The sequence below is a fragment of the Novosphingobium resinovorum genome (genome assembly GCF_036352595.1).
GTDB classification, from domain to species: Bacteria; Pseudomonadota; Alphaproteobacteria; order Sphingomonadales; family Sphingomonadaceae; genus Novosphingobium; species Novosphingobium resinovorum_B.
Genome location: NZ_JAZFAX010000030.1, coordinates 12,026 through 26,921 on the forward strand (window position 1 = coordinate 12,026; position 14,896 = coordinate 26,921).

General features: G+C 64.5%; 12 protein-coding genes and 1 pseudogene. 7 read left to right on the forward strand and 6 right to left on the reverse strand.

Annotated elements, in window-relative coordinates:
* Positions 1-96 precede the first annotated feature (96 nt).
* From V2S85_RS21435 to V2S85_RS21450, 4 genes are all read right to left on the reverse strand, one after another.
* Entirely contained in the window at positions 97-630 is a 534-nt protein-coding gene (locus tag V2S85_RS21435; protein ID WP_330704847.1) for a CarD family transcriptional regulator, read from the reverse strand.
* Between the two features lie 329 nt (positions 631-959).
* Positions 960-1,298 (reverse strand): ferredoxin FdxA, encoded by a 339-nt coding sequence (fdxA, locus tag V2S85_RS21440; RefSeq protein WP_330704848.1) that lies wholly within the window; start codon positions 1,296-1,298, stop codon positions 960-962.
* A 19-nt stretch (positions 1,299-1,317) separates the two neighbouring features.
* A complete protein-coding gene (locus V2S85_RS21445) occupies positions 1,318-1,623 on the reverse strand; it encodes an RNA-binding S4 domain-containing protein (protein ID WP_330704849.1) in 306 nt (101 codons plus the stop codon).
* 21 nt (positions 1,624-1,644) lie between these two features.
* Entirely contained in the window at positions 1,645-4,203 is a 2,559-nt protein-coding gene (locus V2S85_RS21450) for a helicase-related protein (RefSeq protein ID WP_330704850.1), read from the reverse strand.
* 168 nt (positions 4,204-4,371) lie between these two features.
* Between V2S85_RS21450 and V2S85_RS21455 the strand changes: the two genes are divergently transcribed.
* The gene (locus V2S85_RS21455) at positions 4,372-6,000 is read left to right on the forward strand and encodes a M23 family metallopeptidase (protein WP_330704851.1); all 1,629 of its coding nucleotides are present in this window, start codon (positions 4,372-4,374) and stop codon (positions 5,998-6,000) included.
* Positions 6,001-6,118: 118 nt separating this feature from the next.
* On the forward strand, positions 6,119-6,379 hold the full coding sequence (locus V2S85_RS21460) for a hypothetical protein (RefSeq protein WP_330704852.1): 261 nt from the start codon (positions 6,119-6,121) through the stop codon (positions 6,377-6,379).
* A gap of 156 nt (positions 6,380-6,535) precedes the next feature.
* On the opposite strand, the pseudogene V2S85_RS21465 reads toward V2S85_RS21460, so the two are convergent.
* Positions 6,536-6,776 (reverse strand): annotated as a pseudogene (locus tag V2S85_RS21465) (IS110 family transposase); the annotation flags it as partial.
* A gap of 630 nt (positions 6,777-7,406) precedes the next feature.
* Between V2S85_RS21465 and V2S85_RS21470 the strand changes: the two are divergent.
* On the forward strand, positions 7,407-7,808 hold the full coding sequence (locus V2S85_RS21470; protein WP_330704853.1) for a transposase: 402 nt from the start codon (positions 7,407-7,409) through the stop codon (positions 7,806-7,808).
* A gap of 238 nt (positions 7,809-8,046) precedes the next feature.
* Here the strand turns inward: V2S85_RS21470 and V2S85_RS21475 are convergent, their stop codons facing one another.
* Positions 8,047-8,511 carry a hypothetical protein gene (locus V2S85_RS21475; RefSeq protein ID WP_330704854.1) on the reverse strand — a complete coding sequence of 155 codons (465 nt, stop codon included), beginning with the start codon at positions 8,509-8,511 and terminating at the stop codon, positions 8,047-8,049.
* A gap of 60 nt (positions 8,512-8,571) precedes the next feature.
* On the opposite strand from V2S85_RS21475, the gene V2S85_RS21480 reads away from it, so the two are divergent.
* The 4 genes from V2S85_RS21480 (at position 8,572) to V2S85_RS21495 (ending at position 14,895) form a co-directional block, all read left to right on the forward strand.
* Positions 8,572-9,486: an FkbM family methyltransferase gene (locus V2S85_RS21480; protein WP_330704855.1), complete on the forward strand. Its 915-nt coding sequence runs from the start codon at positions 8,572-8,574 to the stop codon at positions 9,484-9,486.
* A 227-nt stretch (positions 9,487-9,713) separates the two neighbouring features.
* The gene (locus V2S85_RS21485) at positions 9,714-10,262 is read left to right on the forward strand and encodes a hypothetical protein (RefSeq protein WP_330704856.1); all 549 of its coding nucleotides are present in this window, start codon (positions 9,714-9,716) and stop codon (positions 10,260-10,262) included.
* 92 nt (positions 10,263-10,354) lie between these two features.
* On the forward strand, positions 10,355-10,840 hold the full coding sequence (locus V2S85_RS21490; RefSeq protein WP_330704857.1) for a hypothetical protein: 486 nt from the start codon (positions 10,355-10,357) through the stop codon (positions 10,838-10,840).
* The gene (locus tag V2S85_RS21495) at positions 10,840-14,895 is read left to right on the forward strand and encodes a glycosyltransferase (protein ID WP_330704858.1); all 4,056 of its coding nucleotides are present in this window, start codon (positions 10,840-10,842) and stop codon (positions 14,893-14,895) included. The genes V2S85_RS21490 and V2S85_RS21495 overlap by 1 nt, the downstream gene beginning before the upstream one ends.
* Position 14,896: the final 1 nt, after the last annotated feature.

The window sequence follows — 14,896 nt, forward strand, 5'->3', positions numbered from 1 at the left end:
TGACAGTGCAATGAACGTGCGCCGGTTCGAGGCCCAAACGAAAGAGGCCGCCTCCTTGCGGAAGCGGCCTCGAAACGCTGCACCTGAAAACGCCGGTCAGGCGGATTCGGCGGTGTCGTAGTACTTGGGCGCGTATTCGTTGAGGATCGCGAGGATCTTCTTGAGCGCGGCCGGCTCGTCGGTCTTTTCCATCGCCGCGAGTTCGCGGGCAAGGCGCGACGATGCCGCTTCGAAGATCTGACGCTCCGAATAGCTCTGCTCGGGCTGGTCGTCGGCGCGGAACAGGTCGCGGGTCACTTCGGCGATCGACACGAGGTCGCCCGAGTTGATCTTCGCTTCGTATTCCTGGGCACGGCGCGACCACATGGTGCGCTTGACCTTGGGCTTGCCCTTGAGGGTATCGAGCGCCTCGCGCAGCGTCTTGTCCGAGGACAGCTTGCGCATGCCGATCGATTCGACCTTGTTGACGGGAACGCGCAGGGTCATGCGCTCTTTTTCGAACCGCAACACGTAAAGCTCGAGCTGCATCCCGGCAATTTCCTGCTTCTGCAGCTCAATTACCCGGCCAACACCGTGCTTCGGGTAAACGACGTAATCTCCAACATCGAATGCATCGATCCTGGTTGCCATGTATCGTCCTTTCACCTGCAGGGTTCCGGTTTGTTCGAATCGGGAGATAACCGGGGGTGCGACAGGGAGACGATTCGCCTCCACGCCCGGTCAGATCACTCTCCCAACCGTCTGCTTTCGAACCCTGCCTCGCAATGAAAATGCCTGCCGAACGAGCAGAAGGCTCGGGCAGTTGAGCGATTATATAGCAGCAATAAGCCAAAAAATCCAGAGGCGCGAAAACGTTTCCGTTTTGCGCCTCATGGCCGGGTCACCGGATGGTTGCGCAAAGCGCAAACCACGGATTTCTGCGGATCAGGCGGCACAACCGCCGATCCCCATACGCTAACTCAGTCGCCCTCGCCGGGTTCCGGCGAGAAATACTTTTCGAACTTGCCGTCTTCCGCCTTCATGGCGTCGGCATCGTCCGGAGCATCCTTGCGGGTGGTGAGGTTGGGCCATTCCGCCGAATACTTGGCGTTCAGTTCCATCCACTGCTCCAGACCGCTCTCGGTATCGGGCAGGATCGCCTCGGCCGGGCACTCCGGCTCGCATACGCCGCAGTCGATGCACTCGCTGGGGTTGATGACCAGCATGTTCTCGCCTTCGTAGAAGCAGTCCACGGGACAGACTTCCACGCAGTCCGTGTACTTGCACCTGATGCAGGCGTCGGTGACGACGTACGTCATGAGTGCGGTAATCCTTCCTTCAGGCGTCGTTCGATTCGGGCGCAGCTATGGGATCGACGGGGTTGCCGTCAAGCACTCTGTAGCAGCTTTGCGCTTCGCTATAAGGTCCGCGCCGCTCGGGAAAAGATAGGACTTCTATCACCCGCACTGTGCCAGCTTGGGGACCGCCGATCGGAATCGTCAATATGTCGCCCACGCCGACCTTCTGGTGCGCCCGTTCCACGCGCCGGCCGTTGAGGCGGATATGGCCCTCTTCGGCGAGCGTCTGCGCGATCGGCCGGGTCTTGGCGAGACGGAGAAACCACAGCAGCTTGTCTATGCGCATCGCACCTCCTTCGGCTTGCCGCTAACGCACCATGTCCGCCAGCGCCGCGAAAACCCCGTCGCGCCGGACCGGCGCCGCGCGCTCGGGCTCGGCCTGCCGGCGCGGCGGCCGCCAGCGCCAGCGCACCGGCGCGAGCGGCCCGTGCGCACCCTCGGCCAGCGGACGCGGCATCAGCGGCTGGAACCCGCCGAGCCGCAGCAACCGCGCGTAGCTGGAGGTCGTCAGCCCCATCGACACCGCCCGCGCGGGATCGAGCGCGAAACTGCCGCGCTTCTTGGCGCCGCGCGCCTCGTGCGCCTCGCGCAGCAGCTTCTCGGCCATGTCGAGGCGCAGCAGCTGCTTGCCCAGGGCCCGGTAGCCCGGCGGCGGCCGGGTGGCGCCTGCCACCAGCACCGGCGGCATGTCGGGCGCGGGCACGATGCCCCCGGTACCAGCCTGCCCCTTGCCCCCGACTCCGGCAAGCTGCCGCCACAGCGCGATGACGGGGGTGCGCAGCATCGCCGGCACGAACAGGTCGAGCGCGCCGACCCGGACGCCCAGCTTCGCGAGCATCGTGCGGCGCGGCTTGTCCAGCCTGTCGATGCCCGAATCCTCGCGCGCGGTCATGCCGCCGCGCTCGACCAGGGTGATGAGCAGCGCGCGCAAGTCCGGCCCGGCGTCGGCGGCGCGGCTCGCCTCGTCGAGTTTCGCCAGCGGGGCGAGCGGTTTCAGCGCCGCCTCCAGCCAGCCTTCCAGCGCCGCGACCAGCGCCTTGCGCGCCGTGTCCGGCACGGCGTCGAGCGCGCGGTCGGGGACCATCACCGGGCTCAGCAGCGAACGGCCGGGGGACAGCGTCGCCAGCTTGTGCCCATCCCACGCGATCGCGCCGTCCGTCAGTGCGAGCGCGGCGGTGCCTGCGTGGATAGCCTCGACCAGCGTATCGGCGCGCGCGCCCAGCAGGCTTGCCAGGTGCTGCTCCGCCGCCGCCAGCAGCAGCTTGCGGTCGGACAGGCGCGCGCCCGGATCGACCTGGAAGGTGAAGCCGCGCAAGCTGCCGATGTGCTCGCCCTCGACCAGCACTTCCTCGTCTTCCAGCCGGACCGAGAGCAGCCCGGCATCGGTTCCCAGTTTCTTCATCAGAACGGCGGTCCTGCGGTTGATGAAACGCTCGGTCAGCTTTCCGTGAAGTGCGTCCGAAAGTCGAGCCTCAACCGCGCGGGCACGGGCGGCCATTTCGTCGCGCGCGAGTACCCAATCGGGACGCTGGGCGATGTAGGCCCACGAACGGATCGCGGCGATGCGGCCCTGCAGGGTGTCGATGTCGCCGCCGGTGCGGTCCAGCTGGGCGATCTGCGCCGCCACGAAGTCCGCGCCGAGTTCGCCGCTGCGCAAGTCCTGCCACAGCCGCGCGACGAAACGCGAATGCGTCTCCACCCCCTGCTGGCGAAAGTCCGGCAACCGGCACACGTCCCAGAACCGGCGCACCTGCCCGAAGCCCCGGACCGTATCCGCCACCGCGCCCTCCTCCGCCAGGCGCTTGAGCACCGCGAGGTCGATCGCCTCGGGCGCAGGCGCCAGTTCGGGACGCATCGGCGGCGTCTCGAGATCGGCGATCAGGGTCGCCAGGCTGTCGAAGCGGGGCTCAGGCTCGCGCCAGAACAGCTTGGTCAGCGGGGCGAAGCGGTGCTCCTCGATCGCATAGACTTCCTCCGCCTCGAATTCGGAATCGTGGCCGCCCGATCCGGTCAGCGTGCCGAAGCTGCCGTCCTTCTGGTGGCGCCCTGCCCGGCCCGCGATCTGTGCCATCTCGGGCGGCGTCAGGCGCCGGTGGCGGCGGCCGTCGTATTTGGAGAGGCCCGCGAAGGCGACATGCTCGACATCGAGGTTCAGGCCCATGCCGATCGCGTCGGTGGCGACGAGGTAGTCCACCTCCCCCGACTGGTAGAGCGCCACCTGGGCGTTGCGCGTCTGCGGGCTGAGCGCACCCATCACCACCGCCGCCCCGCCCCGGAAGCGGCGCAGCATCTCGGCGATGGCGTAGACCTGCTCGGCCGAGAAGGCGACGATCGCGCTGCGCGGCGGAACCCGGCTGAGCTTCTTCGCGCCCGCATGAGTGAGGGTGGAGAAGCGCGGGCGGGTGACGATCTCCGCCTCCGGCACCAGCGCCCGCACCAGCGGCTCGGCGATGGAGGAGCCGAGGATCATCGTCTCCTCCCTGCCCCGTGCGTGCAGCAGGCGATCGGTGAAGACGTGGCCGCGCTCGCGATCCGCCGCCAGTTGCGCCTCGTCGATGGCGACGAAGGCCATCGAGCGTTCGCTGACCGGCATCGCCTCGGCCGTGCAGAGCAGGTAGCGGGCGTTCTTCGGCTCGATCCGCTCCTCGCCGGTGATGAGGGCGACGCTGTTCTCGCCCTTGATCTTGACCACGCGGTCGTAGACCTCGCGCGCCAGCAGGCGCAGCGGGAAGCCGATCATGCCGCTGGAGTGGGCGCACATCCGCTCTATCGCGAGGTGGGTCTTGCCGGTGTTGGTCGGGCCCAGCACCGCCTTCACCGCGCCGGGAGCGTCCTTTGATTGCGAGCCGTTCCGGTGGGTAGCCATTACGCCTGTGAATGTGGCACCGCGCCTCGCCGCTCGCAAGACTCGCCTCGCCAGAAAGACCCCCGCGAATCCACAGTCTTAGGATGTTCGTAACCTTGTTGAGGCAGGAAAAATGCGCGAGGCCCGCCGCTGTGGGCCCTACGGCAGTTACGAAGGAACCGCGCGAGAGTGTTCAAGGCGCTGAAGCGCGATCCCGATGATCGCGCCGATATCGAGGACGGGCAGCGAGCGGCCACTACCGCTTCGCCGCGCGTGCCTGCGCCTGCCGCGAAGGCGGCCGGCAGCCCCGTCATCCTCGCCTTCCCCGCCGCCCCTGTGGCCGCCGAGCCCGCACACCCCGGCCTGCGCGCCGCCATCGAGGCATGGTGCGCCCGCGTCGATCTGGCCCCTGACCTCGCCTGCGACATCGGCAGCCGCAAGTGGCTGCGGGGGCTCGCGACGATGTTCGGCCTCGGCGCCGCCGCGCTGGCGCTGCTGCCGGGGTTCACCGCCGTGGAAGCCGCCGCGACGATGCCGCTGGACACCGCGCAGCAGGGCGAGTTCCGCAGCCAGTCGATCGCCCCGCTGGCACTCGGCGCCGACACCGGCCGCCACATGGGCGCGACCCCGCTGGTCAGCCCGCTGACCGGCGTGCCGGAGCGGCCGACGCTCCAGCTGACCTCGACGCTGGGCCAAGGCGACACCCTCCCCCGCTTGCTGGAGCGCGCCGGGCTGGGCTCGGCCGACGTGGCGCAAGTGACGCAGCTGGTCTCGCAAGTGGTGCCTGCCGGAGAGATCGGATCGGGCACCCGGTTCGACATCACCCTCGGCCGCCGCCCTGCCGAGGGCGCGGCGCGGGCACTCGATTCGCTGGCGTTCCGGGCGCGCTTCGACCTCGACCTGTCGATCGAACGCGGCGCCGGCGGCCTGATGGCCGTGCGCCATCCGATCCGGATCGACGAAACGCCCCTGCGCATTCGCGGCACCGTGGGCTCCAGCCTCTACCGCTCGGCGCGCAACGCCGGCGCGCCGGTGGGGGCGATCCAGTCCTATCTGCGCGCGGTGGACAAGTACCTCAGCCTCGACGGCGACGTGCGCGCGGGCGACGAGTTCGACATGATCCTCGCCTACAAGCGCTCCGCCAAGGGCGAGCGTGAGGTGGGCGACCTGCTCTATGCCGGGGTCGAGCGCGGCGGAAAGCCCAAGCTGCAACTGATGCGCTGGGGCAGCGACGGGCAGATGTTCGCGGCCGGCGCGATCGGCCAGCCGCGCAGCGTGCCGATCGGCCAACCGGTGGCGAGCGCGCGCATCACCTCCCCCTACGGCGCCCGGCGGCACCCGATCCTGGGCTATGTGCGCATGCATGCGGGCATCGACTTCGGCGCGCCCTACGGGTCGCCGATCTATGCCGTGGCGGACGGGGTGGTGACCTTCGCGGGGCGGCACGGCGGTCACGGCAACTACGTGCGGCTGCAGCATTCCGGCGGGCTCGGCACCGGTTACGGGCACATGAGCCGCATTGCGGTGGGCAACGGGACGCGGGTGCGGGCCGGGCAGGTGATCGGCTATGTCGGCTCGACCGGGCTTTCGACGGGACCGCATCTGCACTTCGAGGCCTATCGCGGGGGGCGCACCATTAACCCGGCGGGCATCGCGGTGATCCAGAGCCCGCAGATCGACGGACGCGAGCGTGATGCCTTCAAGGCCCGGCTGAACGCGCTGCTGGGCGTGACGCCGGGCGCGGCGCTGGGCTCTATCGAGCCGGTGGCGAGCGATCCGGTCGAGACCACGCGCGAGATCGACAAGCTGGCTCCGTGATGCCGGCAGCTGCCGAGCCATTGACGGAAATCTGCCACCGAGCCTTGCCCGCGTTCGCCCTCTCCGTCTGAGAATTGACCCACGTTTCCCCCTCCGACAGCCGGACGAAGACTTCAGAGTGTCCGTCGTCGAAACATTTGGCACAGATCCGGGCGTGGATTATCGGAGAGCGAGCTTCATCTGGGGCTTGATATTAGGCAGCGAGTTTGCGGTGAAGCACGCGCCGATGTTCGATGGCCTGTCGCTTGATGGTTTCGCGACGCTTGATGATGACAGGAGCCCCGCCGAAGTAAGCGTCTGCCGGCGCCACGTTGTTCAGGCTCTTGCACTGATGCGGTCGTCTAATCGCAGCTCCGTTGGCAAGCAGATTGTGATCTGACCGTATGCCGGCTCAGGGGCGTCTTCGCGGTCGGCATAGGCCGCCGCATGATGGGTCTTCGAGGACGGAACCTTCCATTGTGGATGGCGCGCTTGGCGAAGAGCCGGGTATCGCATCAGTCGGAATGGCTCAGCCCACGTCCCGGCAGGGACGGTTGGCGTGACGCGCATCGACGCAAATTGCTGGCGCCCCCTCTGCCTGGCAGCGTGCTAGAACCAGACCGACAAAGGGCCAGTCTCGAAGATAACTCGCTCTGGTTCTTGGGCTGCTTGCGGACAATCCGGGCAATGGTCTCCGGATCTGAAGCGCACCTGCCTCGCCAGACCCGCTTGCCGTCGCGCCGAGCCGAGATCGCAGTATCCTTCATCGATACGTCGAGGCCGATATATTCTCCCATGGCTGTTCTCCATCAGATGCTCGGGCCCGGCATCGCGTCGTGAGACCGTACTTCCATCTTGTTGGGGAACAGCAACCCCTTTCCATGTCTAGCTGACCAGGGCCGACTCGCTTCCCGTGATTACCCCATGTGGATGCCTCGCTTCATCAGGCATCGTATGATGCTCATCGGCGCCATGGCGGCGCCCGAAGGAGGAGCATATGGCGAATGCACACATGCTGTCGATCGACTTGGCGAAGCGCAGCTTCCAAGTGTGCGCGACTGACCGAGCAGGGTCGGTTCTATATAATCGGACGATCTCGCGGCCCAAACTGGAGGCACTTCTCAAGGGCAGCCCCGCTGTATCGTCGCTATGGAAGCCTGCGCATCAAACCAGGGCGGTGGCCTATCGCACCCATCAATGTTTTGTGAGCCAGCGGACGCAGACTATCAACGCGCTACGAGGACACTTGGCCGAGTTCGGCCTGGTATTCCCCCAAGGGATTTCTAATCTGAAGGAAATACGCACGGCTATGGACGACGAGGACGTCGACCGCCTCCCAGTATCCGCGAGATCGCAGGCCTCTACCTCGAGCATATAGACACTCTTTCTGCGAAATTGACGAGGTTTCACTCAGACTGCGGGAATCCATGGCGGTCAGCGCCAAGCTTTGCCGCCTTTGTACGGTGCCGGGCGTTGGTCCGGTGACCGCCGGTGCGATTATGGCGTTTGCACCAGATTTGCGGACGTTCGCCAGCGGCAGGAACTTTGCGGCATGGCTCGGCCTGGTGCCGAAGCAGCGATCGACAGGCGGGAAGTCCCGCCTCGGATCCATGAGCAAGATGGGGCAAAGCGATAGTCGCAAACTTCTCGTCGTCGGTGCGATGAGCAGAATACGGTGGGTCGTGCGCAAAGGCGTTCTCCCCGACAACTGGCTGGGCCGCATGATGGCTCGCAGGCCGAGGATGGTGGTTGCCGTGCCACTGGCGAATGAAATGCCGCGGACAATCTGGGCGATGATGACCCGCGAGGAAGACTACCGTTTGGCGTGATGGTGCGACTGCCATAGCGCTCGGGGCCTCGATCCCGGCAAGGAGATCGACTAACTATGCGGCAAGCACCCCAATGTTCACTATGCGGCTAACCAGTCCCGGAGCGAAAGCAAGCCAAGCTCACTGAACCGATGTGGACCGGATCGTTCGAATTGCATAATGGCCCATGGCGTCAGCAAGCCACACCAGAGGCCTGACACACGACCGATGAAGCGCTCTGCCGAGCAAAGTCAGAAAATCACCTTGCAATCTGAGAGGCATCCACACACGGCGAGTTGGAGCGGCCGTTCGTTACGGCGATGTCGGTGACTCCTGCATCGAATTCGAGTCCAGGAAACCCAGCAGCGGAAAGTGCGCCCTGCGCCCGCAACTGACCATTGCCGACGGTAGTGACGTTCACCAGCGACAAGTTGCGGGCTTGCGCGGCATAGGCAAGCGGCGGCATGCGCTGCGACCTGTCCACCTGCGCCGTCGATCTGGACGGCCTTGGTGACTTGGTTAATCTGGTCTGCGCCACCGAAAGGGCAGGCGATCTGCCACCTGCCCACACGGAAAGCCGGCCTGCATCAAGATACCGGTTACTAGGAAAGCAGGCTACAGCATCGGCAAGGCAAGCCTTTGAATGCATCGAATTGAAATTGTCGAAAATGGCTTGCGGTAGATGTGCCAAAAGATTCCAGCCGATTTTCTTTATTGAATCCACGCATCTGATCCTTCAGCATTAGCCATCCAAATCTCCAGCGGCGGCAAAGAGGGAAAAATAGTGAGCGACATTACTGACGATAAATTCGATTATATCAATGAACGTGTTGATAAAATTCTACACATTTCATGCAACCATTACGATCTATACGCTCAACGCAGTGGTCGCCCCTACTATCCTCTTAATAATGGGTGGGGATTGACATATCTGCACACAGGTCAGCCTTTTTTCGTTAATACGGAAGACCGCAACATCACTCCCTGGATTATCATGGGTGGGCATTGGGAAACCAATGTGGACAATGTTCTTTGCGAGTACGCTAAGCCAGGAATGCACGTTGTCGATATCGGCGCGAACATGGGCTACTATACGGTGAAACTGGCTACGAAGGTTGGCAGTTCCGGTCGTCTCATCGCCTTTGAGCCCAATCCCGAAGTATATGGCATGTGTTTGGAAAACCTGAAGATCAATGGTCTTACAGGGCATGCACGCGTCGAACGCCTGGCACTGGGCGACAAGCCAGGTACTGCCCAGCTCACTCGATCGCACAGCAACATGGCGTCCGCAAACCTGCTCGGCGACCAAGACGCCGATGCCGCATTCGAAGTCGAAGTCGCCACGCTCGATGCAATTCTGCTCGAAGATGAGAAGATCGACCTCATAAAGCTCGATGCAGAAGGCTATGAACCTTTCATTCTTAAGGGTGCCGCCCGTACACTGGAGCGCTCTCCATCGTGCGCCGTCATGATCGAACTTGGGATGGAACGCTGGGAAAGATTCGCCCGGCTCGATGATCTCGTCTCGCTATGCGGCGGGCAGGGTCGAGAGATATTCACAGTGCACGACGACGGCACCATCGAGAAATTCGAGGGTGATTTGCGCGCTTTCCTAGCAACGCGGCCGTTTCATGAAAACTACTTCCTGGTCGGTCAGGACAGCGACGTCAGAACACATGCCGGCAGACTCCTGAGGTAAAGCCTGGGTCCATCAGCCGATAAGATGGCGGGAGCCGGGAGATCCGGTAGCGGTGGGCCTGGGTTTGCAATCGGATCTTCAGCCCGTAGAAGCATCGCCGATGCAGACGGGTCGCACCATCGGAGGCCGGAAGATCAGATTGCAACCTGTTATGGAGTGCACTGCGCCGTTACCATACTGCGGCCAAGCAACGGAGTTAACCCAATGTTCCAAGGATACCACTTTTCATGACTGGCGCGAGCACGATGAGTTTGATCGAATCCGGGCAGCCAGCGGAAAGCCTTGCCGAACTGCTTTCCCTTCACGATCGAGCCTTCGTGCGTTGCGCATACCTGACCTTGCTGGGCAGGCCGGTCGATCCTGACGGCATGACTTCGTATCTGCGTTTGGTACGTCGTGGTGAACGCAAGATCGCGATCGTTTCGCGGCTCGTACGCTCACGCGAGGGCTGTGATTTCGACGCCGATCTGCCCGGCCTCGCCAAGGGACTTGCCAATTACCGGCGCTCGCGCTGGCCCCTGGTCGGGAGGCTGTTCCTCCTGGCAAGGAAAAGCGACGGCGACAGCTCGCGCGAATACCGGCTGCGGGCGCTCGAAAATGCCATCCACGCTCATGCCGCGGACATGTTCGACAAGCTCGACAAGCTGGAGACCGTGGTCGCGTCACGCATTTCCGGGATCGGAGGAGGCGATCTGCTGCTGCCCGGCCATAGCGCCAGAATGGTCGTCAAGCCGGTGACGACGACGCCCGCGCAAGGCGGATTCGTGGCCGCCTGACGCAACGACGGTTCAGTCGACCTGCTCCGATGACTCCGACAGCCCAGGCAGCTTCGCCCCAAGCGCCGCGCAGGGTACGCGCATGCGAGAACGTGCACGACCTTCTCGATATCGAGGGGCCGGACTTCGTGCGGTTCGCCTACGTGACCCTGCTGTGCCGCAAGCTGGACCCTTCCGGCCGAAAGAGTGCGGAAGATTTCCTGCGCCGCGGCGGGCGCAAGATTGATCTTGTCGCCTCGATCGCGACATCAGACGAAGCCCGGCGCCTGTCGGCCGATCTATCGGGGCTGAACAGGATGCTGCAGCGTCGCGCGCTCGGGCGCCTGCCGTTGCTCGGGTGGTTGCTGCGCCCCCTCCTCGGGCTTGAACCGATGGACGCCGCCGCGCGGCGCGAGCGGGCGATAGCCTTCGCGCTGGCGCAAAGCCATGAAGCGATGAGCGTGCAACTGCTGCGCGTAGAAAGTCTGATCGCCGCCGTGTCAGACCCGATGGACGGACCAGGCCCGGCGGATCGTTTCAAAGGCACATCAGTACGCAGTCGGCAGATCATGCACGCGATGCTGGCAAGGCTGTCCTGATGCGCCTCGTCATCGACCTGCAGGCCCTCCAGAACGACAGCCGCCATCGCGGAATAGGCCGTCACACGCGCGATTTCACCGCCGCGCTGATCCGCATCGCGCAGAGCCACGAAATCATCCTGTTGTGCAATGCCGGCTTGCCCGCCATCGCCGAAGAGGTACGGCGCGATCTGCTGGAGCGGGCGGGTGCCGACGTGACGATCTTGGAATTCGCCGCTCTCGCGGGCATCCACGCCCAAAACCCGGAGAACGCCGGGCGCGCCGGGGTGGCCCGAATCATCTACGAAAAACTGCTGGCCGACCTGCGCCCGGACGTGGTGCTGACTTCCAGCACCATCGAGGGCTTCCTTGATGATACCGTTGGCCACGGCGGCCATTTCACCCGGGCCTATGCCTTGGGATCAATCTTCTACGACCTGATCCCGCTCAGCGATCCCGATCTCTACCTGCCCGGCGAGCGGGTCAGGGCCTGGTTCGACGAATGCCTGTCCGCCTTGTGCCGGAATGATTTCCTGCTCACCAATTCGGATACCTCGCGCGATGAGGCGATCGCGCTGCTCGGATTTGCGGCGGATCATGTTCATTCACCGGGATCGGCGGTGGATACGCGCCTGTTCGCCTCCGGCGCGCGGCCCGATCCGGCGATGCTGCAGGCTCGTTTCGGCATCACCGGCAGCTACGTCATGCATGCCGGGACCTTCGAACCGCGCAAGAACTACGAAACCCTGCTGCGCGAATTCGCCCGCGTACGGCAGTCCCTGCGTTCCCAAACCCAGCTCGTCTTCGTCTGCGCACCGCCCGAACCTGCCCTTGCGCGTCTTTTTAGGCTGGCGCGACGGGCGGGGCTGGGCGCGGATCAACTGGTGGTGACGGGCCAGATCTCCGACACCGAACTGGTGGCACTCTATTCGGGCGCCACCGTTTTCGCTTTTCCCTCCCTGCGCGAAGGCTTCGGGCTTCCCCCCCTCGAGGCGATGAGCTGCGGGACGGCAACGATCGCCTCTGACAATTCCAGCCTTCCCGAAGTGATCGGATGGAACGAGGCCCTGTTCGATCCGCTCCGCGAAGGTGACCTTGCACGGCTGCTAACCAAGGCGCTGGGCGACGATGCCTTCCGGCGCCGACTTGAGGATCACGCACGCCAGCGCAGCGCCCTGTTCGACTGGCAAAGAAGCGCCTGCCGCGCACTTCAGTCCCTGGAACGCGAAGCCGGGGCGCGAAGCCCCCTGCCGGCAGCCGGCACTCTTCCAAATATGGACGCGGTGCTGGATCGTATCGCCGACCTGCACGGCGCCGGCGGCCTGTCACCCGCCGATATTCGCGATGCCGCCGATGCCCTAGCCGAAAACGAGCGCATTGCGATGCTGCATCTGGCCCCTGCCAAGCGGGGGGGAGCCCAATCCTGGCGCATGGAAGGGCCGTTCGATTCAAGCTACAGCCTTGCACTTGTCAACCGCGAGCTGGCGCGAGCCGTCGGCCGCTTCGGCCACGAAATCGCACTGATATCGGCAGACGGCGATGGCGCTTACGAGCCTGATGCGGATTTCCTCGCGGCCAATCCCGATGTCGATCGCATGGCGGATGCACGGCGGCGGTCTGCGCCACACACCTGTGCATTCACAGTGCACAGCCGCAATGTCTATCCGCCGCACGTCGACGGAATGGTTGGCGATCTGCGCTCGCTGCATGGCTATGCCTGGGAAGAAACCGCATTCCCGCATGACAGCGTGCGCGAATTCAACACCGGCCTTGACCTGATCCTGGTGACATCGAGCCATGTCGAAAAAGTTCTGATCGACAACGGCGTGACGACGCCGATCAGCGTCTGTGGTCTGGGGGTGGATCATTTCGACGTGATCACTCCTGCCTCCGATTTCCACCTCGATGCACGCGAATTCCGCTTCCTGCACGTATCGTCCGGCCTGGATCGCAAGGGACTGGACCTGCTGCTCGATGCCTTCGCGCGCAGTTTCACCAGCGCCGATCCTGTGTCTCTCGTCATCAAGATCACCCCGGCCCATGCTCCCGCGCTCGATGCAATGTTGCAGGCCCTGCGCACAGGGCAAGCCGACTTCCCCGATGTCATCACGCTGGAAGAAGACCTTTCTCCGGCCGAACTAAAGGCCCTGCACCGACAATGCCATGTGGCCGTCTATCCGACGCGTGCCGAAGGCTTCGGGCTGCCGATCGCGGAAGCCGCCGCCTGCGGCATCCCGGTGATCGCCTCGGCCTGGAGCGGACACATGGATTTCTGCTCGGCGGCAGACATGTGGCTGGTGGATTGCGGCTTCGCGCCTTCCCGCAGCCATCTGGGCCTCGCCGGGTCCGCCTGGGCCGCCCCCGATCCAGCCATGCTGCGTGCGCGGCTGCGCGAAGCATTCGCTTCCAGCCCCGAACAGCGGGCGGACATGGCTGCCCGGGCGCACCGGCGCACGAAAGCAGACCAGAACTGGCGGATCGTTGCCGCGCGCCACATTGCCCACATACGCGATCAAGCGCGTGAGGCGGCGCGCGGTCAAGTACGCGATCGGACGCGCATAGGTTGGATATCGACATGGGGCGAAGCCTGCGGCATTGCCACCTACTCCCGGCATCTGCTTGCCCATTTCGCGGGACCGATAACGATCCTGGCGCGTGAGGGCGCGGATCCTTCCGGCTGCGGCCCTCACCGCGTTATACCTCTGTGGACGCGCCCTGTCGGCACGGGTCTTATCCAAGTCACCCAGATCGCCGACCGGCGCCACTTCGACGTGATAGTCATCCAGTTCGGCTTCGCGTTCTTCGATCAGGAGGATCTGTCCGCGCTCGTGACCACAGCCACGCGCGGCGGCGTGGCTGTAGTCATCGAAATGCATGCCACCGCCCTGCCTGCCGCCGAAGGTGGCTGCGCGGTGCTGCTGGAAATGAAGGACACGCTGGCCCGGTGCGCCCGCATCCTCGTCCATTCGACCACCGACCTCAACCGGCTCGCCGCGATCGGGCTGGTCGATAACGTGACGCTTTTCTCGCATGGCCTGCCACCGATTGCATCAGGTACCGGGTGGGTGAAGCGCCAGTTCCACGATCTGCCCCTGATCGCCTCCTTCGGCTTTGCCCTCCCGCATAAGGGACTAGTAGAACTTGTCGAAAGCGCGGCGCTGCTGCGCGATGCGGGAGCGCCGGTGCGCCTGCTCCTGCTCAATGCCGAATTTCCCGATCCCGCTTCCCGCGACACGATCGCGCGGATACGCGAGTCCATCGACAGGCTTGGCCTGTCGGATCTCGTCACCGGCGATTTCACATTCCGGCGCGAGGAAGACATCCAGCAGGCGCTGGCCGACGCCGACCTGATCGTCTTTCCTTATCAGCAGACCGATGAATCGGCGAGCGGCGCGGTGCGTCACGCAGTGGCCAGCGGTCGCCCACTGGCAGTCACCCCGATTCCGATCTTTTCCGAGCTGGAAGGCATCGCGCACATGCTGGACGGCCTCGATCCTGCCGCGATTGCCGATGGCATCGCACGAATCCTCGCGGCATCTGCTACCCCATCGACCGAAGAAGACGAGCAGCGTGAACGGGCTGCCGACCATGCCCTGCAACTGGGCTTCGACCGGATGGCCCGCCGGCTTGAAGACATGTGCACCGCGCTCGCCCAGCGCATGCCCCCGCTCGTCCGCAGCTATCCCGCCAGTGCACCGGAATTGCGCACCACGACACCGCGCGGTGCCTTAGGCGTCAGGGGCCAAAGCGTTCTGGTGCCCCAGGGCGACAGCCTGACCGGCCCCGACATCCGCCTGGTGCCTGCGCGCTATGCGGTCACTGTGGAAGGGGCGCTGCCGACGCCATCGCAGACGCCCCCCGTTATTATCATCACGCCACCCAGCGAGGATGGCGGATGCTATCATCGGTCCGACAGTGGGGGCTTCGTCTGGTCGACGACGATCGCGGTTTGCGCACAGAGCGCGCCGTTCAACCTCTCGATCAGCCCGGCAGGCCCGGATCCGGTGCAGATAGATTCAATTGCGCTGCATCCGCAAGGCGGCAGCACGCTGCCGCCCGATCCACGCCTGCTCTGAA